The 21,182-nt window shown below is 69.2% G+C and carries 20 protein-coding genes; 4 read left to right on the forward strand and 16 right to left on the reverse strand.

Going from position 1 to position 21,182, the window contains the following annotated elements; genetic code table 11:
* Positions 1-94: 94 nt before the first annotated feature.
* The 11 genes from FV560_RS03950 to FV560_RS04000 form a co-directional block, all read right to left on the reverse strand.
* Positions 95-910, reverse strand: coding sequence for an SMP-30/gluconolactonase/LRE family protein (locus FV560_RS03950; RefSeq protein ID WP_159619605.1), 816 nt, complete (start codon positions 908-910; stop codon positions 95-97).
* 3 nt (positions 911-913) lie between these two features.
* Positions 914-1,966 (reverse strand): aldose 1-epimerase, encoded by a 1,053-nt coding sequence (locus FV560_RS03955; RefSeq protein ID WP_159619607.1) that lies wholly within the window; start codon positions 1,964-1,966, stop codon positions 914-916.
* Positions 1,966-4,059, reverse strand: coding sequence for a glucosidase family protein (locus FV560_RS03960; RefSeq protein WP_159619609.1), 2,094 nt, complete (start codon positions 4,057-4,059; stop codon positions 1,966-1,968). The genes FV560_RS03955 and FV560_RS03960 overlap by 1 nt, the downstream gene beginning before the upstream one ends.
* Before the next feature lie 11 nt (positions 4,060-4,070).
* On the reverse strand, positions 4,071-5,036 hold the full coding sequence (locus FV560_RS03965; protein WP_159619611.1) for an acetylxylan esterase: 966 nt from the start codon (positions 5,034-5,036) through the stop codon (positions 4,071-4,073).
* Positions 5,036-6,298: an enolase C-terminal domain-like protein gene (locus tag FV560_RS03970; RefSeq protein ID WP_159619613.1), complete on the reverse strand. Its 1,263-nt coding sequence runs from the start codon at positions 6,296-6,298 to the stop codon at positions 5,036-5,038. Before FV560_RS03970 ends, FV560_RS03965 begins: the two co-directional genes overlap by 1 nt.
* On the reverse strand, positions 6,295-7,122 hold the full coding sequence (locus FV560_RS03975) for an SDR family oxidoreductase (protein WP_159619615.1): 828 nt from the start codon (positions 7,120-7,122) through the stop codon (positions 6,295-6,297). The genes FV560_RS03970 and FV560_RS03975 overlap by 4 nt, the downstream gene beginning before the upstream one ends.
* A 9-nt stretch (positions 7,123-7,131) precedes the next feature.
* A complete protein-coding gene (locus FV560_RS03980) occupies positions 7,132-7,941 on the reverse strand; it encodes a carbohydrate ABC transporter permease (RefSeq protein WP_159619617.1) in 810 nt (269 codons plus the stop codon).
* Position 7,942: 1 nt separating this feature from the next.
* Positions 7,943-8,854: a carbohydrate ABC transporter permease gene (locus FV560_RS03985; RefSeq protein ID WP_159620217.1), complete on the reverse strand. Its 912-nt coding sequence runs from the start codon at positions 8,852-8,854 to the stop codon at positions 7,943-7,945.
* A gap of 98 nt (positions 8,855-8,952) precedes the next feature.
* Positions 8,953-10,251, reverse strand: a complete 1,299-nt coding sequence (locus FV560_RS03990) for an ABC transporter substrate-binding protein (RefSeq protein WP_159619619.1) — start codon at positions 10,249-10,251, stop codon at positions 8,953-8,955.
* 102 nt (positions 10,252-10,353) lie between these two features.
* Entirely contained in the window at positions 10,354-11,049 is a 696-nt protein-coding gene (locus tag FV560_RS03995) for a FadR/GntR family transcriptional regulator (protein ID WP_159619621.1), read from the reverse strand.
* Between the two features lie 88 nt (positions 11,050-11,137).
* Positions 11,138-12,289 carry a DUF4185 domain-containing protein gene (locus FV560_RS04000; RefSeq protein ID WP_159619623.1) on the reverse strand — a complete coding sequence of 384 codons (1,152 nt, stop codon included), beginning with the start codon at positions 12,287-12,289 and terminating at the stop codon, positions 11,138-11,140.
* Between the two features lie 237 nt (positions 12,290-12,526).
* Here FV560_RS04000 and hisN point away from each other — a divergent pair, with 237 nt between their 5' ends.
* Entirely contained in the window at positions 12,527-13,330 is an 804-nt protein-coding gene (hisN, locus tag FV560_RS04005; RefSeq protein ID WP_159619625.1) for a histidinol-phosphatase, read from the forward strand.
* Between the two features lie 2 nt (positions 13,331-13,332).
* Here hisN and FV560_RS04010 read toward each other — a convergent pair whose 3' ends face one another.
* The 3 genes from FV560_RS04010 to FV560_RS04020 are packed head-to-tail and all read right to left on the reverse strand — an operon-like array spanning position 13,333 to position 15,792.
* A complete protein-coding gene (locus FV560_RS04010; protein WP_159619627.1) occupies positions 13,333-13,779 on the reverse strand; it encodes a DUF6912 family protein in 447 nt (148 codons plus the stop codon).
* Positions 13,780-13,783: 4 nt separating this feature from the next.
* Positions 13,784-15,145: a CpaE/TadZ family protein gene (locus FV560_RS04015; RefSeq protein ID WP_159619629.1), complete on the reverse strand. Its 1,362-nt coding sequence runs from the start codon at positions 15,143-15,145 to the stop codon at positions 13,784-13,786.
* Positions 15,142-15,792, reverse strand: a complete 651-nt coding sequence (locus FV560_RS04020) for a hypothetical protein (RefSeq protein WP_159619631.1) — start codon at positions 15,790-15,792, stop codon at positions 15,142-15,144. The genes FV560_RS04015 and FV560_RS04020 overlap by 4 nt, the downstream gene beginning before the upstream one ends.
* Positions 15,793-15,926: 134 nt before the next feature.
* Here FV560_RS04020 and FV560_RS04025 point away from each other — a divergent pair, with 134 nt between their 5' ends.
* On the forward strand, positions 15,927-16,145 hold the full coding sequence (locus FV560_RS04025) for a helix-turn-helix domain-containing protein (protein WP_159619633.1): 219 nt from the start codon (positions 15,927-15,929) through the stop codon (positions 16,143-16,145).
* A gap of 4 nt (positions 16,146-16,149) precedes the next feature.
* Here the strand turns inward: FV560_RS04025 and FV560_RS04030 are convergent, their stop codons facing one another.
* On the reverse strand, positions 16,150-16,656 hold the full coding sequence (locus FV560_RS04030; protein ID WP_159619635.1) for a hypothetical protein: 507 nt from the start codon (positions 16,654-16,656) through the stop codon (positions 16,150-16,152).
* A gap of 123 nt (positions 16,657-16,779) precedes the next feature.
* Here FV560_RS04030 and FV560_RS04035 point away from each other — a divergent pair, with 123 nt between their 5' ends.
* Positions 16,780-17,691 carry a LysM peptidoglycan-binding domain-containing protein gene (locus FV560_RS04035; RefSeq protein ID WP_159619637.1) on the forward strand — a complete coding sequence of 304 codons (912 nt, stop codon included), beginning with the start codon at positions 16,780-16,782 and terminating at the stop codon, positions 17,689-17,691.
* A 171-nt stretch (positions 17,692-17,862) separates the two neighbouring features.
* On the forward strand, positions 17,863-18,222 hold the full coding sequence (locus FV560_RS20265) for an Rv3235 family protein (protein ID WP_275401887.1): 360 nt from the start codon (positions 17,863-17,865) through the stop codon (positions 18,220-18,222).
* A 7-nt stretch (positions 18,223-18,229) separates the two neighbouring features.
* Here the strand turns inward: FV560_RS20265 and secA are convergent, their stop codons facing one another.
* On the reverse strand, positions 18,230-21,148 hold the full coding sequence (secA, locus tag FV560_RS04045; protein ID WP_159619650.1) for a preprotein translocase subunit SecA: 2,919 nt from the start codon (positions 21,146-21,148) through the stop codon (positions 18,230-18,232).
* Between the last annotated feature and the right edge of the window lie 34 nt (positions 21,149-21,182).

Raw genomic sequence — 21,182 nt, forward strand, 5'->3', positions numbered from 1 at the left:
AACGCCTCTGGAGGGTACTTCGCGCACTCACGCACCGCCACGGGCACACCGAGACAACACCGAGATATGAACGATTCTCGTCACAAAAACCCCGTCAGCCCAGATCCACAACGCTCTCGATCACGCTCACGTGCCAGCGCCCGAGGTTGGCAGTGAACAGGTCCGTTCCCCGGAAGGCGAGGTTCGTCGGATGGCACAGCACGTGCGCAGTCTCGTCCGCCACGAGCGTGGTGACAGTCCCGCTCGCGGGATCCACTCGCAGTACCTGGCTGGGCTCGTAGCACCCGACATACAGCATTCGGTCCGGGCCGATCGTGACGCCGTCCGGAAGGACCCCGGGCATGACGGCCACGGTCTCGGCAGGGCCGGGGCCGCCGTCGGGAAGGATCGGGATCCGCACCAGCCGGGAGGCGAACGTCTCGACCACGTAGACGCAGCTCTCATCATCCGGGACGGCCAGGCCATTGGCGAAGTCCAGCGGACGGTCGTACCAGAGCCCACCGGTGCCCTCGAGATCGAACCGGTACACCCCTGGGCCCGGCTTCCCCTGCACATGCGAGTCGGTCACGTAGACCGAGCCTGACGGCGTCACGCGCACCATATTGGGAGTCACGAACGGTCGCGCTCCCCCTCGCGTGAGCTGATCCAGCCCGGAGGAGTATCGATAGAGCGCCCGGTGGGCCAGATCGCACAGATACACAGCACCCGTGGCGTCGATGTCGATCCCGAGTACGAATCCGCCCGTACTGGCGACCTGCTCACGCCGGCTCCCATCCGGGGAGATCCGGAAGAGCTGCCCCCGCTCCCCACCACACCAGATGCTGCCGTCCGGGTGCACCGCCACCCCCTCCGGGTGGTCCAGCCGCGGCTCGGTGAGTGTGCCGTCGTGAAAGACCCTCGCGCTCGCCATGCCTCAGTCCTGGTCGACGGTGCCGCCGGGACCGACCAGCCGCACCCGGCCGTGGGGAACGAACGTCGTGGCCTCGACCCGCGTGGACCGGGCCTCTCCCCCGGCCAGCTGCACCAGGTTCGCACCCACGGACTTCGCGTGGGCGATGCCATGGCCGGGGATCGTCGACGCCGGCTCGATCGCCGTGACGTACACCTCGCCCCACCACGGCGCCCCGCCGCTCGCACGCAGCTCCTGCCAGTACCAGGCGTGCGGGAACAGCTCCGCATCCCACCGCAGCCCCACCCCGAGCTCGATCTCCGGGTTCACCATCGCGTACCAGCCGGCGCCGGCGAAGTCGCCCAGATAGGCGAGAGTGGCCCGCGGCGCGGTGGGGATGCGGGAGAAGTCGGCCGGCTCCCGGCCCGCCGGTGGCACCGGATGCGGCCAGTCGCCTCTCGCCGAGGGTTGCAGATCGGCGCCGGCATCGGAGGCGTCGGCGGTGATCGTGGTAGCGCTGGTGTAGATCCGGGTGGCCGGCCCGATCAACGGGGCGCCGAACGCCGGGTGGTGGGACCACATGATCTCGATCGGGTCGGGGCTCGTGTTCGTCACCGTCTCATCGATGCTGAGCACGGGCCCACTGACGGCGACCCTGCGCTCGATCTGCAAGGGCGCCCTGGTGAGTCGGGTACGCAGGACGGCGTAGGTACTGCCCGCGTCATCGACCCCCGAGTCGAGGAGCTGCCATGGGATCCGTGAGGCCTCCCCGTGCCATCCCCAGGTCAACCCGCCGGGAGCCTCGCTCGCGTCGCCACCGTTGGGGCACAGCAACTGCCAGCCACCGCAGTAGCGCTCCAGCCACTCGGCCTCGTCCTCGGCGTTCCAGCGTCCGGAACCGTAGGGGGGCATTGCCCACGGGGTCTTCCAGAGCACGTCCACGCCCGTGCGGCGGTCGACCAGGGCGTGCACGTCGCAGCCCTGCTGGGGCAGCAGCGTCACCTCGAGATCGTCGCTGCTGAGGCGCAGCCCGGTCCATCCAGCTCCGAGGTCCACCTCGCTCACCTGTGCGGTCATCAGGATTCCTTCCGGTCGTCGGTGTGCGCGACCGTCCGGCCGCCGACGATGTCGTAGCTCGTGCCGGCCACGTGCAGGCCGCGCAGCGCCGCCTGCGGATCGAGCCGGTCCACCCAGCCGTCGGCGGACACGCTCCCGTCCAGGCCGACGTGCACGCCGAAGATCCCGCCGATCACCAGCTCCACGAACGACCCGGCCGAGGAGCACGACCAGTCGATCAGATACGGGAACTGAGGCGGCGTCTTACGCGCTCCACCGTTGACCGGCGGCGCTGCCTCCTCCACGAAGTGCGCCTGCCCGGGCGGGCCCTGATTGGCGGTGCGCGCCAGGCCCGGCAGCCAGTCCGCCACGACCTCCGGGTGCCCGAGCGCGATCGCCGCCCGGGCCGAGTCCGGCGGCCAGGCGGGGTAGGCACCGTTCCACTGGTGGTCGGCCCGCAGCGAATAGCCCGCATCCGGGTCCGAGGGTGCGAGCGCCCGCATCCACGACGGTGTCCGCAGCTCGGTGTCGAAGAAGCGCACCATCTCCTCGCGCACCTGCTCCGGCAGATCCGCTGCGATGGTCGTGCCGACGGTGGCGAAGTCGTAGCAGTGCTTGGTGGGCACCAGAGTGCCGTCCGGTTGCCGGGCGTGGAAGTGGCCCGCCCCGGGGATGTAGAGCTCGCGCACGAGCGTCACCAGCTCTTCGGCTTCGGCCCGCAGCCGCGCGGCTTCGGCCGTCTCACCGTCCAGATCGGCGATCTCGGCCGCCGTCCGCAAGCACCACACATTGGCAGCGTTCAGGCTGGCGACCTCGTGCACGTAGGAGCTGACGCACTCGAGCAGGTTGTCGATCTCGCCGTAGTCGGCCAGGCCGCTGGCCGAGCGGAGGGTGTGCCAATGGCGGGCCCAGGAACGCACGTGCTCACGCAAGGGGCGCGTGACGCCGTCGGGGGTGGTGAGCTCTTCATCCAGGAAAGCCCGGTCGCCGGTGAAGGCGAGGTAGTCCCGAACCAGTCGGGTCATGGCGTAGTGGTTGACCGAGTACCAGTAGCCGACCGGGCCGCCGGTGAGCCACTCGGTGCCGAAGTGCTGCTCGATGTCCAGGCCCACCCAGTGCGCGATCTGACGGCGCATCACGGCCGGGTCGAGTTGGGCGTGCACATGCGAGGAGAGGGAGTAGTCCCAGATGAACGTCGTGGTCTGCCAGTACCGGGGCATCAGGGTGTCGTAGGTGCGCCCGAGCACCGAGGCCGGGTTGTCCCGGCGGAACCAGAGCACCCCGACGGCGCCCCACCAGTAGAGCCTGCGCAGGTCCGCGTCGCTGGTGTCCAGGACCGGAAGTGCGCCGGAGAACTCAGGATTCGTCGGATCGAAGAGCGCAGCGAGCGAGGAGTTCCAGGACGCCTCGCTCTGCGCCAGGGCCTGCGAGGCGCCGGCCACCATCGCATCGGCCGCGGCCCGGGCGTGCTCCTCCTGTGCCGAGATCGCGTGCACGTAGTCCCAGGTGAGGCTCTGGCCGGCACCGACCATCACCGTCGCCTCCACCACGCGCGCTCCCCCGGGGATCACCTCGGCACCGTGGGGAACCACCAGCTCCTGCACGGCCCAGGCGCTGCCATCGGTGCCGGTGACCCGGGTTCCCGTACGCTGCACCCGGTTGGGTGCCTGCGGTGGCTCGGCCTGGCGCCACGGCGCGGCCTGCGTGACGGCGGAGGCCAGCCACACGCCGAGGCGCAACTGCCGCTCCTGTGCGGCCGTGTTGGTGACCTCGAGCCGCACGTGCACTCCTGGTTGCCCGGCGGGGCACACGGTCGCGGTGCGCAGCTCCCAGCCCTCGATCGTGGTGCGGCGGTCCACCCGGTCCGGGCGCCACCGGGTGTGGACCGGTTGCCCGTAGGACCGGGCCAGCCGCCCCCCGAGGTAGAGCTGCCCGGTGATCGTGTCCCCCTGAGCCACGGGTGGCACGTTGAGGCTGCGGACAGCGAGCACGTCGTGGTCGACCTGGGCGGTGGCCCAGTGGTTGGTCAGCCCGGGCGGATTGACCATGTCGTCGAAGGCGTCGAGCACCTCCTCGGATGCGAGGTCGGCGCAGGTGGGGATGAGCGGGTTCATGGGTCTCGCAATCACGTGAGCAGGTCGGTGAGCCAGGCGGCCAGGTGCGCGTCGTCGTCGGCACCTCCCGCCTCGTGGCCGTTCCACGGCCACACCCGCAGCTCGGGGGCGGTGGGCAGGGCGTTGATCGCCCCGAAGATTCCCGACGGCGGGCAGGTGGCATCCATCAGCCCCACCGAGACCCAGGCCGGGCAGGCGATCCGGGGCGCCAGGTGGGAGATGTCGATGTGTTCGAGTACGGACAGCACCTGCTCAGCCATGCCGCGGTGGACCGACAGGTACCCGGCGAGCTCACCGTAGGGCGGCAGATCGGTGAGCGAGGCGGCACGAGCGATTCCGCACAGGAACGGTGCCCGGGCCGCAGTGGCAGCCACCTGCGGGTGCAGAGCGGCCGCGGCCAGGGCGAGCGCGCCGCCCTGACTGTGCCCGACCGTCGCGATCCGGTCCGGGTCTGCTCCGGGCAGGTGCCGGACGGCGTCCACGGCACGGACCGCATCGGCGATCAGCCGGCGGAAGTACAGGTGGCCGGGGTGGTCCACCCCGCGGGTGAGCATCCCAGGAGCGGCCGGGCCGGACCCGTGCGGGTCGGCTGTCGCACCGGTGTTCCAGGTACTGCCCTGCCCTCGCGTGTCCATGACCAGCTGCGCAAACCCATGGCTGACCCAGTGCAGCCGCTCATGCACGAGTCCGCGGCCGCCGCCGTAGCCGAGCATCTCGATCACGGCCGGGCGCGGCCCCGGCACACCTCGCGGAAGCAGCCACCATGCCTTCACCGGCTCGCCCGCGAAGCCGGGAAAGGTGACGTCGTAGGCGTCAACGGTCATCAAACCCGAGGACGTGGGCAGGCACTCCACCTCTGCGCCGGCCGAGCGAGCCTCACTGAGAGTGCGGTCCCAGAAATCCTCCAGGCCCGCTGGTGCTGGGCGCGGGTTCCGGTAGGTGTGCAGCTGGTCGAGCGGCAGGTCGAACAGGGCCATCAGCGCCTCGCGTACTCGGCCGCGAGCGCCTCCGGCAGGCGGTCCTCGCGCGGGTCGGCGAAGGAGGTGTTCGGAAGCAGCGGGTACCAGCCCGGGCGGCCGGGGTCGCGGTCATAGGGGTAGTCACCGAGCTCGCGGTACAGCTCGGCGTACTCGGCCACCTTGTCCCGGTCGAGCTTCACTCCGAGCCCGGGTTCGGTGGGGACTGTCATCTTCCCGTTCACGTACGGGCGTTTGCCGCCCTGCACGACGTCGTCGAGCAGGTGGTGGTAGTGCGCGTCGGCCGCGTAGGTCAGGTTCGGTACTGCAGCACCCAGGTGCAGCATGGTGGCAAGCTGGATGCCGAGCTCGCCGGAGGAATGCACAGCCACCCCGAGGGAGAAGGCCTCGCAGATGGCGGCGGCCTTCAGGCAGGGCCGGATCCCTCCCCAGAAGGTGGTGTCGAGCAGGACGACGTCGACGGCCGGGTTGAGGATGGTGGTGGCCAGCTGCTCGGTATTGACGACCACGGTGTTGGTGGCGAGCAGGATGTGGGTGTTCTCGCGTACCTGCCGCATTCCCGGCAGCGAGTAGACCGGATCCTCGAGGTAGTCGTTGGGCAGATCCTCGATCGCCTTCGCGAACCGGATCGACTCCCCCACGCTCAGGGCCCCGTTCGGGTCGTAGCGCAGCTTGTCCGCCGGTCCCATCGCCTCGGCGAGCGCCTGGTAGCCCGCCAGTTCGTGGTCGGTGTCGAAGACGCCACCCTTGAGCTTGTGCACCCGGAATCCGTGATCCTCCCGCAGGCGTTGCGCCTCGGCGACGAGCTGCTCGTTCGTTCGTACCTCACCGGTGCCGTCCGGGCCCGGATAGCGGTAGAAGAGGTAGGAGGCGAACTCCACCTCCTCGCGCACCTTCCCGCCGAGCAGGGCGTGCACGGGCAGGCCCGCCTGCTGGCCCACGAGATCGAGGCAGGCGAACTCGATCGCGGCGAGCAGTTGGGTGCGGTTGTTGTACAGGCTCGCTGTCGGGTTGGCGATCATGAACCGCAACGCCTCGGTGTCGGCGGGATCGTGCCCCACCAGGTAGTCGGTCAAGCCCGTGACCGCGGCCTCGGCACTCTGTCCGCCGCCGCCGAGCTCACCGAGGCCGATCAGGCCGTTGTCGGCCTCCACCTCCACGATGGTGCGTACGAACCGACCCCAGTGGGCACCGTTGGAGTGACGCAACGGTGCCTCCAGCGGGACAGTCACGGTCGTGGCCCGGATGGCGGCGATCTTCATGAGTCCTCCTTGCCGAGCGCGACGGCATTGCCCGCCGTGAGCCCGCCGTCCACCTTCACGTCCGCACCGGTCACGAACGACGACCTGTCGCTGAGCAGGTAGGCGACGACGTCACCCACCTCCTCGGGGCGTGCGACCCGGCCGAGGGGGTGCGCACGGCCCCAGTCGGCCACGATCGCGTCGACGGCTGCAGGATCTGCCGCACCCTCGCCCGCGACCTGCAGTCCAGCCGCCCACCGCAGCATCGGCGTATCGACCGACCCTGGGCAGACGGCGTTCACCCGGATCCCGTCGGCGGCATGGTCGATGGCCATCGCCCGGGTCAGCGAGAGCAGCGCACCCTTGGTGGCGGAATAGGCGGCGACCTGCTGCTGGGCGACGTAGGCCTGAACAGAGGACACCAGTACGACCGCTCCGCCGCCACCATCGCGGATCAGTGGCACGGCCAGATGCGCCGCCAGAAAGGCGCCACGGACGTTGACTGCCATCACCCGGTCGAAAGTGGCCATCGCGTCCTCGTCCGCGACCGTGCCATACGTCTGGATACCGGCCGCACAGACCAGGCCCTGGACGGGCTCGCCACGGTGAGCTGCGTCGTCGGCGATCGTGGCGAAAGCCCGGCGCATCGATGCCGCCTCGGTGACGTCCGCCACCACGGGCACGACCTGCTCAGGTGTGCCGGCGGACAGCGCCGTCACACCACCGACGTCACGGTCGAGGGCGTAGACGCGGCGGCCCTCATCGGTGAGCCGGCCGACCACGCCTGCGCCGATCCCGGCACCTGCGCCGGTCACGATCACCGATCCGGTGTGGGTGTCTGTCACGAGAACCTCCTAGAACTGGCCGAGGGAGAGGCCGCGGGTGAATACACGCTGGGTCGCGAGGAAGAGCACCACGGTGGGCAATGAGACCAGCAGACCACCGGCCAGCACGGTCGACATGGCAGACCCGCCGTAGGTGGACTGCAGGGCCGAGAGCGCGGTGATGATGGGGCGTACCTCAGCCGATTGGGTGAGTGTGAGGCCGAGGAGCAGGTCGTTCCAGATGAACGTGGCCTGCAGGATGAACACGGCGATCAGCGCCGGCAGGGCCATCGGCAGGTAGATGGCGACGAAGATCCGCAGCGTGGAGGCGCCGTCCACCACGGCGGCCTCGAAGACCTGGTGGGCGATCCCGGTGAAGAAGTTGCGCATCACGAACGCCGAGAACGGAACCGCGATCACCGTGTACACGAGGATCATTCCGATGCGGGTGTTGAACAGGCCCGTCTCGGCGTAGCCGACGAAGAGCGGCATCAGGATCATCTGCAGCGGGAAGATCGAGGACGCGAAGATCACCACGAACCAGGCGAAGCCGTGCCGCAGCCGCAGCGCGACGATCGAGAATCCGGCCGCAGCGCCGACGATGACCGCGATCAGTGGGGAGACGATCGCGTAGGTGGCGGTGGAGAGCAGGCCGCCGGAGAGCTTGCCGCGTTCGAAAGCCTCGGCGAAGTTGGCCCACAGTCCTGCGAGCGTGCCCGGTTCCCACAGCCCGTAGTCGCCGAACTCGGCCGGCAACTTGGAGGCGTTGGCGAGCAGCAGGTACACCGGCACGAGCCAGAGGACGCCGAGGATCCCGAGAATGAGTCGTCGCAATGCCATCTCATGCCCCCCGGGAGTCGGCGAGCTGACGGCGCAGGTACAGGATGGAGGCCAGCACCGTCACCACGGTCAGGAACAGGGCCACGGCGGCGCCGAGCCCGTAGGAGTTGTTCACGAACGTCTCCTTGAACATGGTCAGCGCGAGGGTCTCCGAGACCCGTCCCGGACCGCCCTTGGTCATGCCCCAGATGACGTCGAACGTCTTGAGGCTGCCGACGATCGCCAACCCCACCACGACCGTGGTCAGCGGGGCGAGCATCGGCCAGGTCATGGTGCGAAAGAGCGTGAATCCGCTGGCGCCGTCCACCCGGGCCGCCTCGATCGGCTCCTTCGGGATGGACTGCAGGCCGATGCCGAAGAGCAGCGCGTTGACGCCGGCGCCCTGCCAGGTGGAGGCGCCGATCATCACGAAGGTGTTGAGCGGTCCGTCCAGCAGCCATCGCAGCTCCGAACCCGGCAGGTGCAGAAACTCCAGAGCCTGACTGAGCGCGCCGTTCGTCTGGAGCACGAAGGACCAGATCACTCCGACGGCGACCCCGGAGACGGCGTACGGGATCAGGAACGGCAGCCGGAACCAGGTGGCTCTCGGCATGCCGTGAGTGAGCGTGGCGATGAGCAGACCCAGGCCGACGGGGAGGGCGATCGTGCCGACCACCCAGAACAGCGTGTTGCGGATCGAGGTGAGGAACTCCGGATCGGCGAACATCTCCCGGTAGTTCTCGAGCCCGACCCAGGTCGGATCACCGAGACCGTTGTACTCGGTGAAGCTGATGTAGGTGGTCCAGATGAACGGTAGGTACAGCACCACGGCCACGAGCAGCACTGACGGCGCTACGAAGCCGATACTCGAGAGCCGGTAGGCGTTCTTCGGCCGGCTGGCAGCCTGCAGCTCGGCCTGCCGGGGGGTGGGCATGGTCACGGCGGGGTCTCCTCCTTGAGAGCGGCCGGGGCAGGGAGTGTCCGGGTGCCGGGCCGGATGGTCCGGCCCGGCACCGCAGCTGGTCTGGACCGTCAGCCCTGGTCGGCCCAGTGCGCGTCGGCCTCGGCCTGGATGGCTTCCAGGTGCCCCATCGGGTCGTCATTGTTGGTGACGAACGCGCCGAACTCCTCCGCCGCCACCGTGTAGATCGGCGTCGGGGTCGCTTCCAGGTAGCGGCGCAGCTGCTGATAGCCGTCCCCGGTGACCTGGGCGGTGATCTCTGCGAGCGCCTCGTCCGTCACGGTCGCGTTCGGGTTGAACGAGACGTCGCCGCGAGAGTCGCTCCAGGCGGACTGTGCGTCCGTTCCCATCCACCAGGCGCTGTAGTCGAGGGCAGCCTGTTCGTTCTCGCTGTCGGTGCCCACGCACAGCGGTCCGGTCTCGACGACGACGGGGGTGTCAGCCAGGCCGGGGTCGACGCTGGGCAGGACGAACATCCCGTAGTCCTCGCCGGAGACCATCCCCAGGTCGGTGAGCTGACCGGTGAAGAATGTGCCGAAGTAGGCCATCGCGGTCTCACCGGTCTGCAGCAGCGTCTGCGGGTCGGTCGTCACGCCCGGGTCGATGAAGTAGCCATCAGACTGCATCTGATGCCAGGTCTCCATGGCCTCGACCACTGTCGGGTCGGTGTAGGAGACCGACCCATCGGACAGGCCGTCGTACGCCTCGGGGTCCATCCCGGCAAGGATCGCCTGGAACCAGACGAACTCGAAGATGATGTTCATCTGGTGCAGGGGAACCACCCCGGCATCGACGAGCGTGTCGGCGACCGCGGTGAACTCCTCCCACGTGCTGGGCACGTCCAGTCCGTGCTCGTCGAAGACGGCCTGGTTGTAGTAGATGACCCAGTAGACGACGTTGAGCGGCACGCAGTACTGCTTGCCGTCGTAGGTGTAGTTCGCGGCCAGATCCTCACTCACATAGCCGTCGGCGATCGCCTGGTCCCAGATGTCGGTGGTCTCAGCCACCAGGCCCTGCTCGACCAGTTCGCCGAGTCGATCCCCGGTGTGCCAGGTGAACAGATCGGGTCGCTCATCGGTGCGGAAGGACTGTTTGATGAACGCGTCGTAGGCGGTCGGGTCGGAGTAGCCGGTGAACGACAGCTGCGGGGCGAGGCCATCCGAGGCGGTGTTCATGTCCTCGAAGGAGGGTTCCCAGGCAGCCTTGTCGGTGAAGAAGTCCAGGGTGACCTCGGCGCTGCTGCCGTCGTCACCGTTTCCGCCTCCGCTTCCGCCATCGCCCGGCTCGGGGTCATCGCCGCCGGAGCATGCGGACAGGGCGAGGGCTGCCCCGGTGAGCAGGGCGAGGCCGGTCGTGGTTCTGCTTCTCATGTGTCTGACACCTCTTCGTGTGAGCGGACGTGGATGGGTTCGCTGGACTACCGCCGTGGCGTCCGGCCCCGGCAGTGGTGTGGATGTGGTGTGGTCGCGAGCTCAGCGACGCCGGGCTCGGATCACCTCGACGACGTGGTCGAGGTGGGAGTAGGCGGCGTCACGGGCCGCCTCGGGTTCGCCGCGCCGCACGCAGTCGGCGAGGTGGGCATGTTCGGCGTGGTCATCGTCGGCGTCGCCGTGCAGACGAAGGATCTCGCGCTGGTCCTCGGCGTGGATCAGCACGATGGAGTCCAGCACCTCCACGAGCACGCTGTTCCCGCCGGCTGCGGCCACGGCCCGGTGGAAGTCGAGGTTGGTCAGCCACAGGCGGTCGTCCCCGGAGGCGATCTGGGCCTGCGCCTGGGCGAGCGTCTCGTCCATGAGCGCAATCCCCGCCGGGTCACGAACCTCGGCAGCGAGCATCGCCAGTGAAGGTTCGATCTGCCGGCGCGCCTCCAGCAGCTCGACCAGCTGATCGGCGTCGGGGCGCGACTGCAGCGGGTTGGCGAGGACTCGCCGTCCGGCGTTCGGTCCGACGTAGATGCCGGACCCGTGCCGGAAGTCGACCATACCGAGACCTTCCAGGCGGCGCAGGGCTTCTCGCATCGTCGGAACGGCGACGTCGAACCGGGCGGCGAGCGCCTTCACCGACTCCAGCGGATCGCCCGTGCGCAGTCCTTCGCTCTCCACGAGGGCGACGACCGCCTGCGCCAGGTCGCTGGAGAGCGTGCGCCGAAGGGAATGAACCGAAGTCATAAAGTCATCTAATCACTTGAGGACGGAGTTGGCAAGGTGCCACCGATCGTCGCTCAGCGCGACTGTGAACGACGATCGGTGACGCGTACTACTCGAGGTCGAGGGACAGCTCCACGAACCGCGGCCGGTAGATCGTGACGTCCTCGTACAGCTCGGAGGAATCGAAGCTGTTGACGTTGTACGTCAGCACCGTGGTGAAGGAATCGTCGTCGGCGGTCCGCAGCTCGGGGTGCTCGTGAGCGTTGTAGGCGAAGATGTTCGGGTTCCCGTAGCTGCCGCCTGCACCAACCTCCGGCATCTCGTAGACCGTGCCGATCGGCTCGAACGGGCCGGTCGGTGAGCATCCGACGTAGCCGACGATGTTCCGGCTGAAGATCTCGTGCGTGTCCTGGGTGAGGAGAAGGTACCCGTCCGCGAGGGCGGCCACGCTGTACTCGTTGGCCACGCCGTCCATCAGCCGGGTGGTGCGGGACTCATCCCAGCTCCACCGGTTCCCGGCCCAGAACCGCCAGGGCTGGGTCAGGTCGGTCCCCCGCACCCGCGCCACGTGCAGGTACTTCTCCGCCCCCAGGTCCTCGACGCCGTAGATATAGGTATACCGGCCCGCCGGCTCGATCCAGCTCGCCCACTGCACCCCGGACTCCGACGGCAGATCGGTCAGATCCAGCAATTCGAAGGTGTCCGGATCGAACCGGGCCAGGTGGTTGCTCTCCCACCCGAAGTCGAAAGCACCCCCTCCGCCATACCAGAACTGCAGAGCCGTGAGCTGGATCGTGCCGTCGTCGGCCTGCAGCCCGTCGCCGACCCAGTACCACCCGCCGTCCTCGGGCGGTTCGATGAGCGAGGCCGGGTTCTCGTCCGTGCCCCCAGTGACAGTGGTCAGAGTCCCGCCATCGGAGACGACGAAACTGTTGTTCAGGAAGGGCGTCTCCAGCGGCCGCGTTCCGCCTTCGTGTACCGGACCGAGGAAGGTGTCGGAGAAGACCCATACCGTGCGGCCGTCCGCGAGCGGGATGGAGTAGGTGGAGTCCCCGCCGGTCCAGCCTGCACCGGAATCGCCGTAGTCGGCGAAGTCCGCCTCCAGGTCAGCATGCACCGTGGCACTGGTGGTGATGTCAGCATCCACCAGATCGCAGCGGGTGGAGGGGCGGTCATTGTCCGCAGAGGCGGGTGCCGCGATGGCGGCGACCAGGGCGGTCGCGCCGACCGCCGCAGCACCGAAGGCTCGGGCATATCGCATGAAGATGGCTCCTTTGCCAGATGGAATATCAGAAAATGACTAAGTCATCACATCACTTGATCACTCGCGTGACAAGTCCCCACCCGCACTCCCCCACCGAATCCCCTGTCCGCCGGCGAACCAGGGTCGAACCGGCGCCGCGGTGGTTCCGTGGCGGAAAGGGGATTCGGCCCGTGACTGCAGGCGGGGCCCGTGCGCCTGCCCGCCCCCCGCCTTCCCCCGCGATACGTTGCCGCCATGGCCTCCACGAACGATGCCCCCCGCTACGACGACGATCTCCGGCTGGCGCACGTGATCGCCGACCAGGTGGACGCGCAGACGATGTCCCGCTTCAAGGCACTCGACCTGACCGTGGAGAGCAAGCCCGATACCACCCCGGTCACCGATGCGGACCGCTCCGGCGAGGAGATCGTGCGCTCACAGCTGGCACGCGCACGCCCGCGCGACGCCGTCCTGGGTGAGGAGTTCGGCAGCACCGGCCACGGGCCGCGCCAGTGGGTGATCGACCCGATCGACGGCACGAAGAACTTCGTCCGCGGGGTGCCGGTCTGGGCCACGCTGATCTCGCTGATCGACGACGGTCACCCGGTCCTGGGCGTCGTGAGCGCACCGGCGCTGAACCGCCGGTGGTGGGCAGCCCTCGGCTCCGGGGCCTGGACGGGCCGGTCACTGTCGAAGGCATCGCGTCTGCAGGTCTCCGGGGTGCGGGAGATCACTGATGCCTCGCTGTCCTACTCCAGCCTGGGCGGCTGGGAGCAGCTCAACCTGATGGACCAGTTCCTGATGCTGGAGGCCAGCTGCTGGCGCAGCCGCGCCTACGGCGATTTCTGGTCCTACATGCTCGTGGCCGAGGGAGCCGTGGACATCGCCTGCGAACCGGAGCTGGAGCTGTACGACATGGCTGCGCTGGTGCCGATCGTCACCGAGGCGGGCGGCCGGTTCACCTCACTCGAGGGAGCCGACGGCCCCTTCGGCGGCAACGCCCTGGCGACCAACGGGCTGCTGCACGAGGAAGCCCTCACACAGCTCACCCGGCACTGACCTCACCGCTCGCCGAGCAACGTCCCGCGTTCGGTCACGTCGTACCAGAGCAGGTCTTCCTCCCCGACGGCGCCGATCGCCTGCGCCTCGCCGGCCACCGCGCGCTCGAGCAGGTGCCGTACGTCCGCCTCGCCGGAGTCGACGTGAAAGCTCACGACGTCGGTCCACGCGAGATCGGGCACGTGCACCCGGGCGAGCTCCTCACCGGGCGTGGCCGCAGTGTCGGGAACATCGGCTGCTGCCACGACCCGCCGCAACGGCGCCCCGTCAGCGAGCAGCCGGAGCGAGTCCTCAGCAGCGAGGACCAGGGCGGCGTACTCGGCCATCTCCTCGTCGGCGTCGGCGCCCAGCGCCTGACGCAGGGAGTCGGTCACCGCTCGGGCCGGACGTGCGGTGAGCCCGTCAGAGCTGTCGAGGTCGTCGAGGGTGGCACCGAGGTAGACGCGCATGGGTTCAGTCTGCCCTACGGCGTCGCCAGAGCCGGCCACGGTTCTCCCGCCGCTCCCGACGGCGTCCCATCAGTGGGGCAGCACGGCCCGCCTCGTCCGTGAGCCGGCGGGCAAGATCGCGCACCGCCACCCGGGCCGGGGACATCGGACCGGCGTTGCGCCACGTGCTGGCTGTCAGCAACGCCCGGTCGGCCAGGGCCCGATCGTCGGGCACCAGCACAGGCTCGGCGACCCCGGCGAAGCGGTGCAGCGCCTCGGCCACCGACAGCTCCGGATGCGGTCCGGCGGCGGACAGCCGCAACCGGTTGACCACGGTACGACGGTCGTGGAGGCCGGGGATGTCGTCGAGATCCAGCAGTGCCTGCACCAACCGTTCCAGTCCGATCGGCTCGGCCGCACCGACCACCAGCAGTTCGTCCGCACCGGCGTACAAGGCGTGGGCCACCGCGTTGCGACCGGGACCGAAGTCGAACCCAGCCTCGTCATCGGGCACGAGCACTGGCGCTTCCACCACGACCCAGTCGACGCGCGAGCGCAGCTCGGCCAGCACGACCTCCAGGCTCTCGGGCCCGATCTCGCGCCATCGTGCAGCCCGGGCCAGTCCGGTGAGCACGCGCAGCCGGTCACCGACCGGAACGAGCAGGCGCTCCAGAGCGGCTCGGTCGAGGCTGCCACGGTCGGCGGACCTGACCGCGGCGGACAAGCCAGCGGTATCGGCGACCAATCCGAGGGTCTGGGCGATCGCCCCACCCCAGAGGTCGGCGTCGACGAGTACCACCTCGTTGCGGGCGGCGGCGAGCTCGTCGGCCAGGGCGACAGCGAGTGTGGTGCGCCCGGGGGATCCCGGTGCACCGGTCACGACCACCATCCGAGCGGGCTCGCGCTCACCATGCGGCGCCGGTTCGCTGCCTTCCGCTGATGGCTCGGGCACGAGTTCCCCCGGGCCAGTCGGATCGTCCGCCAGCGTCTCCGGCACCGTGTCGGGGGCCATGGTGTCCACACTGCCGACCGCCGGGTCGGGCACCCGGGCCGGAACCCCGGCGGCGAGCGCCTCGATCGCCGGTAGCGGATCCGCCCCGCGCACGACCGGCATCGCCCCGAGATCAGCGTAGGTGGTGCGCTCGCTCTCGTCGCAGAGCACGACGGCGGAGGTACCGGCCGATCGAAGCCGTGCCACGATCCGGCGGTCCACCGGATCGTCAGCATCGAGCACGGCCACCGCGCCCAGTCCCGCCACGGCGGCAGCCACGAGCTCGGTGAGGTCAGCGCAGCGGCGCACCACGGTCAGGTCGCTGCGCCGCTCGATACGTCCGAGCAGATCCGCTTCGACGGCACCGGAGAGCGCCAGCAGCACACCCGTGCTCACGCCGCGCCGCTCCCGGGCAGCGGCACCACCGCGATCGGCGCGTCGGCACTGGTCGCAGCGAGCACGCCCGGTAGATCCGCGACGTCGACCAGGAGGTGGGCCTGCATGGTTCCCGGTCCGGCGAACAAGGAGGTGTCCTCGGCGATGGCCGCCACCTCGACGGCCTCGACCAGCAGCTCGGGCTCACCTGCCGCGGCAGCGCCGGCGGAGGCGTCGTCGTCGGGCATGGTCACCCACAGATCGACCTGAGAACCCGGAGCGATCGTCTCGGCCAGGGCCGTGGTGATCGGGACGGCGACCGTGCGCACGTCCACGCCTGCGGCCGGCCCGACCGCGGACACGGGCACGATCTCACCGGCGTGGACAGTGCGGGTGATGACGAGCTCCTCCTCGGGTAGCTGGCCGGGGAGGAGATAGAGGTCCTGTGCGCCTGCGAGCCCGACCTGGACGACGGCCAGGTCCTCGACCGCCAGCGCCTCACCCGGCGTCAGCACCTCGGGTGCGGCATACACCTCGACCGTCCGGTTCGCCTCGCCGATGATCCAGGAACCCAGCGCAACCGACCCGGCCACGAGCAGCACCCCCAGACCCAGTCGTGGATCACGCCAGCTCGGTCGCCGCAGGCCTGTGCTCGTCGTCGTGGTCATCTCTCCCCCTCACGTCGGTCAACGGCCACCATGGTGCCAAAGAGCGCCCCCTCCGTGTGGGCAACCCCCGAGTTGTCCACAGGGAGGAAAGATGGCGTCCCGCACGACCTCGCTCAGATGGAACACTAGAGACCATGGACCAGCGGTTCCTCTCTCTCGCCGACGTCACCGAGATCCTGCAGATCACGATGTCGCAGGCGCGCGCTCTCGTGCGCAGCGGCGAACTCCGCGCCATCCAGATCGGAGGCAAGGGGGTCTGGCGGGTGGAGAACTCCGAGCTGGAGGCCTACATCGAGCGCATGTACGCCCAGACCGCGGATCGGCTGCGCTCCGGGGACTCCAGCATCGACTGAGGCGTCAGGTCGACTCGACGCTGAGCAGCCCCGACCACATCAAGGTCACCGTGGCATGCGCTGTCAGCAGGTCCAGATGATCGGCCCCCACCCGGGTCAACCGGCCGCGATGGTCGCCGGCGAGACTGCACACCATCACCTCCGCCCCATCGGCGGCGAGCGCCCGTAGCGCGTGCCCGAGACCGAGGCGCGCCTCGATCGGGCCCGGCTCGGGTGCACGAGGCCCGAGCGGCCAGGCAGCCACGACGGCGTGGGCTGGGATCAGGCACCGTCGCTCACCCAGTGCGAGCCTCACCCAGGCCCGGGTGGCCTCCAGCACGGTGCCAGATCGGCCGGACCCGTCGGCCAGGCGCACATTCACGTGCTCACCGCGACGCGCCCGACACCGGTCGATCCACTCGATCCCTGCCACCTCGGCCTGAACCAGCTCGGCCAGCTCGGCGTCGGAGTCGGCCTGCAGTGCGGCGTCGAACTGCGCCTGCAGCTCGGCGAAAACGTCGTCCCAGTGCATCGGACCAGGGTACGGACTTGTCCACATCGCATCCGGTGAACTCGACATCCTCGGGCAACCCATGTACATGTAGTTCCACGCAATGTCACGTACCGACACGAACTGACATGCAATGAGATGTACATGAAGATGGTGACCAGGCCCCTGCGGCGCCTCGCCGTCGGCCTGCTGACAGCGGTGCTCGCCACTGCCGCCGGGGTGGCGCTCGCGCACCAGGCGATGACCACGCTGCAGACGAGCGCACCCCTGGGCGTGGACGACCTCACCGCCGCGGTACTCACGTCCGCCGGGGCGCTGGTCGCGCTCTGGTACGCGATCAGCGCGGCGGCCGGGACCGCCTGCCTGCTACTGCGCGGTCTGGGCGGAGTCTGGGCCGCAGGAGAGCGGGCGGTGCAGCGCCACGGCGCCCCCGGGGTCGCCCGGCTGCTGGGCGCTGGGACGGGAGCCGTGCTCACCGCGGCGCTCGTGGCAGGTCCGGCACATGCGTCGGTCGATGAGGTACCGGACGACCTCACCTGGGGCGCCTCGATCAGCGAGACCGCGGAGGAGACGCCGCGACCGCTCCACGACGAGACCCCGCTGACCGGCGCCGGAACCGCACCCGCGGGAGACGGTGGCGCACCACGTGAAGCACCCGACAGGAATCAGGCTGCCGATCAGGAGTCGCCGACTCCGGATCCGGCCCCGGAGCCATCCACTGCACCGGAGGAGCCGTCCGCCGCTGCCGCCGAGACGCCGTCAGGCGGCCCGGCACCCGATGAGACTCCACCGGGCCAGGAGCCGGACGGTGACGGGCCGGCCACCGCGAGCGAGACTTCCTCCCCCGGTACCTCGCCGGAGAACTACGAGGTCCAGCCCGGCGACTCGCTGTGGTCGATCGCCGCCGACGCGCTCGGACCCGAGGCCACTGCCGCCGACATCGGAACGGCCTGGCCCGAGTGGTATGCGGTCAACCGTGACGTCATCGGCCCCGATCCCGACCTCATCCACCCAGGCGACCAGTTGTCCCTACCGACCGAGGAGAGCACCCGATGAGCATCGCCCCCGCACTCGCCCCCCCTGCGCCCGGCGCACACGCCCGGCCCTCCGTCCACCCGGTGGGATCGCCTGCGTTTCGACGCGGCCGCCGAACCACGAACCTCAGAGTCGGGCACCTCGGCGGGCACTGCTGCCGAGAGCGGACCCGTCCCGGTTGCCTCGCCCCGTCTGGTCTGGTCGCGAGGACGTGCCCCTGAGCGCACCGATCCGCAGCAGTGGGCCGGGGTCCTGGTACGCGCCTGCGCCGAGGCACTGCTCGGCGTACGTCCCGCCGCTCAGCTCAGCCGCTGGCTCGACCCGGCCGTCTGGAGCGCTCTGAGCCGGCGCAGCGCGCTGGCGATGGATCTGCGTGGCAGGCCACGCCTCCCCCGGCCGATGACGGTACGCCGGGTGATCGGCGGCGCCGTCACCGAGGCCGTGTGGGAAGGTTCGGTGATCCTCGACGACGGCACCCGCGTGCGCGGAGTCGCTGTACGGCTCGAGGATCACCGCGGCCGCTGGCGCGCGACCGCATTGCGCATCGGGTGAGGAAGCCTCAGCGGCGCTTCTTCGCCGCCTTCGCTGCCCGACGCCGCTGCTCCCGGTTGCCACTACCGGACGACTGCTCGCCACCAGTCGAGGGCGAGGGCCGCGCCGAACCACCCGGGCCGCGCACGACCGTACTGCCGTCCTCGCTGGGAGCCGAGTACTGCAGGGCCTGCGCCCGCTCCGGCGCACCGAGACCCAGCGGATCGTCGACAGTCGCCGTGGGCGCACTGGCAGCAGGGGCGGACTTGGGCCCGGCGCGCCGGCCGCTCGCCGCCCGAGCGGCTCCACCGCCCGATCCCGCACTCGCGCCAGCCCCAGCGCTCGAAGAACCGACACCCGCCTGCGCGGCGGTCGCCGCGGCGCTGCTCGAGGTGACCACCTGAGCGCCGTCGGACTCGGACTCGGAGGCTGCGCCGTCGCCCTCTGCCTCCTTGCGCTTGACCTCAAGGTTGAACAGGTAGCCGACCACCTCTTCCTTGATGGCCTCATTCATGGCCTGGAAGAGCTGGTACCCCTCACGCTGGTACTCCACGAGCGGATCGCGCTGAGCCATCGCGCGCAGGCCGATGCCCTCCTTGAGATAGTCCATCTCGTAGAGGTGCTCACGCCACTTGCGGTCGAGCACCGAGAGCACCACCCGGCGCTCCAGCTGGCGCATGATCTCGCTGCCGAGTTCCTCCTCGCGGGCGGCGTAGGCCACCTTGGCGTCCGAGACCAGCTCGGCCACCAGCTGCTCGGTGGTCAGCCGGGTGACCGTACCGGCCTCCTCGATCAGCTCCTCAGCGGTGATCGAGACCGGGTAGATGGTGCCCAGGTCGGTCCACAGCTGCTCGAGGTCCCACTGCTCCGGGTGCGGGTTCGTCGTGGCCTCGGTGACCACGCCGGTGATGACGTCCTCGATGAAGGAGGCCGTCTGCTCCTCCAGGTCTCCACCCTCGAGAAGCTCGCGGCGCTTGCTGTAGACGGCCTCGCGCTGACGCGAGAGCACGTCGTCGTACTTGAGGACGTTCTTGCGGATCTCCTGGTTGCGCCGCTCCACCTGCCCCTGGGCGCTCTCGATGCCGCGGCTGACCATCTTCGACTCCAGCGGCACATCCTCCGGGAATGTCGAGCTCATGAACCGCTCGGCCAGCCCGGAGTTGAACAACCGCATGAGATCGTCTTCGAGGGAGAGGTAGAACCGGGACTCCCCCGGGTCTCCCTGACGCCCCGACCGGCCGCGCAACTGGTTGTCGATCCGGCGCGACTCGTGCCGCTCGGTACCCAGCACGTACAGACCGCCCGCCTCGGAGACCTCGTCGTGCTCGGCGGCGACCGACTCCTGCGCCTCTTCCAGCGCCTTCGGCCACGCCTCCTCGTATTCATCCGGGGTGTCGTGGGGGTTCAGGCCCCGCTCAGCGAGGGCGTCGATCGCGATGTGCTCGGCGTTGCCACCGAGCATGATGTCTGTACCACGACCGGCCATGTTCGTCGCGACCGTCACTGCGCCCTTGCGACCGGCCATCGCCACGATGGAGGCCTCGCGGTCGTGCTGCTTGGCGTTGAGCACCTCGTGCGGAACGCGCTTCTTCTTGAGCATCTTCGACAGCAGCTCGGACTTCTCCACACTGGTGGTGCCCACCAGCACCGGCTGGCCGGCAGCGTGACGTTCGACGATGTCCTCGACGACAGCCTCGAACTTGCCCAGCTCGGTCTTGTAGACCAGATCGGAGGCGTCGATACGGGCCAGCGGCCGGTTCGGCGGCACCGGGACCACACCGATGGAATACGTACCCTGGAACTCGCCCGCCTCCGTCATGGCGGTACCGGTCATCCCGGAGAGCTTGTCGTAGCGGCGGAAGTAGTTCTGCAGGGTGATCGTGGCCAGTGTCTGGTTCTCGGCCTTGATCGTCACCCCTTCCTTCGCCTCCAGCGCCTGGTGCATGCCCTCGTTGTAACGGCGCCCGGGCAGGATGCGTCCGGTGTGCTGATCGACGATGAGGAGCTCGCCCTTCATCACCACGTAGTCCTTGTCGCGGGTGAACAGCTCCTTCGCCTTCACCGCGTTGTTGAGGAACCCGATCAGCGGGGTGTTGAGGGACTCGTAGAGATTGTCGATGCCGAGATGGTCCTCGACCTTCTCGATACCGGGCTCGAGGATGCCGACAGTGCGCTTCTTCTCATCCACCTCGTAGTCTTCGTCGACCGTCATCGTGCGCACGATCCGCGCGAACTCGGTGTACCACTTGTTGACGTCCCCGGAGGTGGGGCCGGAGATGATCAGCGGTGTGCGGGCCTCGTCGATGAGGATCGAGTCCACCTCGTCCACGATGGCCATGTTGTGCCCGCGCTGGACCAGCTCGGCGGTCGACCACGCCATGTTGTCGCGCAGGAAATCGAAGCCGAATTCGTTGTTGGTGCCGTAGGTGATGTCCGCGGCATACATCTCGCGCCGTTCGTCCGGCTTCTGCCCGGAGAGGATCACGCCGGTGGTCAGGCCGAGGAAGCGGAACACGCGACCCATCAGCTCGCTCTGGTAGCGGGCCAGGTAGTCGTTGACGGTCACGATGTGCACGCCCTTGCCCGAGAGGGCGTTCAGGTAGGCCGGCAGCGTGGCGACGAGAGTCTTGCCCTCACCGGTCTTCATCTCGGCGATGTTGCCGAGGTGCAGGGCGGCGCCACCCATGATCTGGACATCGAAATGCCGCTGGCCGAGGGTGCGCACCGCCGCCTCGCGCACCACCGCGAACGCCTCCGGCAGCAGAGCGTCCAGGGATTCGCCATCGGCGATGCGCTCCTTGAACGCGTCGGTCTCGGCGCGGAGCTCGTCGTCGGAGAGGTCGCTGGTCACCGCTTCGAGGGCGTTGACCTGAGCCGTCAGTCCGTGCAACTGCTTGAGGATCTTGCCCTCACCCATGCGCAGGATCTTGTCGAGGATCGAAGGCACGCACACTCCCGGGTCGGTCCGATCGGCGCCAAGC

The organism is Ruania rhizosphaerae, assembly GCF_009805705.1.
Taxonomy (GTDB): Bacteria; Actinomycetota; Actinomycetes; order Actinomycetales; family Beutenbergiaceae; genus Ruania; species Ruania rhizosphaerae.

Coding starts and splice junctions, on each gene's coding strand:
- FV560_RS03950 (WP_159619605.1), bottom strand. CDS start 910: ATGGCGAGCGCGAGGGTCTTTCACGACGGCACACTCACCGAGCCGCGG.
- FV560_RS03955 (WP_159619607.1), bottom strand. CDS start 1,966: ATGACCGCACAGGTGAGCGAGGTGGACCTCGGAGCTGGATGGACCGGG.
- FV560_RS03960 (WP_159619609.1), bottom strand. CDS start 4,059: ATGAACCCGCTCATCCCCACCTGCGCCGACCTCGCATCCGAGGAGGTG.
- FV560_RS03965 (WP_159619611.1), bottom strand. CDS start 5,036: ATGGCCCTGTTCGACCTGCCGCTCGACCAGCTGCACACCTACCGGAAC.
- FV560_RS03970 (WP_159619613.1), bottom strand. CDS start 6,298: ATGAAGATCGCCGCCATCCGGGCCACGACCGTGACTGTCCCGCTGGAG.
- FV560_RS03980 (WP_159619617.1), bottom strand. CDS start 7,941: ATGGCATTGCGACGACTCATTCTCGGGATCCTCGGCGTCCTCTGGCTC.
- FV560_RS03985 (WP_159620217.1), bottom strand. CDS start 8,854: ATGCCCACCCCCCGGCAGGCCGAGCTGCAGGCTGCCAGCCGGCCGAAG.
- FV560_RS03990 (WP_159619619.1), bottom strand. CDS start 10,251: ATGAGAAGCAGAACCACGACCGGCCTCGCCCTGCTCACCGGGGCAGCC.
- FV560_RS03995 (WP_159619621.1), bottom strand. CDS start 11,049: ATGACTTCGGTTCATTCCCTTCGGCGCACGCTCTCCAGCGACCTGGCG.
- FV560_RS04000 (WP_159619623.1), bottom strand. CDS start 12,289: ATGCGATATGCCCGAGCCTTCGGTGCTGCGGCGGTCGGCGCGACCGCC.
- hisN (WP_159619625.1), top strand. CDS start 12,527: ATGGCCTCCACGAACGATGCCCCCCGCTACGACGACGATCTCCGGCTG.
- FV560_RS04010 (WP_159619627.1), bottom strand. CDS start 13,779: ATGCGCGTCTACCTCGGTGCCACCCTCGACGACCTCGACAGCTCTGAC.
- FV560_RS04020 (WP_159619631.1), bottom strand. CDS start 15,792: ATGACCACGACGACGAGCACAGGCCTGCGGCGACCGAGCTGGCGTGAT.
- FV560_RS04025 (WP_159619633.1), top strand. CDS start 15,927: ATGGACCAGCGGTTCCTCTCTCTCGCCGACGTCACCGAGATCCTGCAG.
- FV560_RS04030 (WP_159619635.1), bottom strand. CDS start 16,656: ATGCACTGGGACGACGTTTTCGCCGAGCTGCAGGCGCAGTTCGACGCC.
- FV560_RS04035 (WP_159619637.1), top strand. CDS start 16,780: ATGAAGATGGTGACCAGGCCCCTGCGGCGCCTCGCCGTCGGCCTGCTG.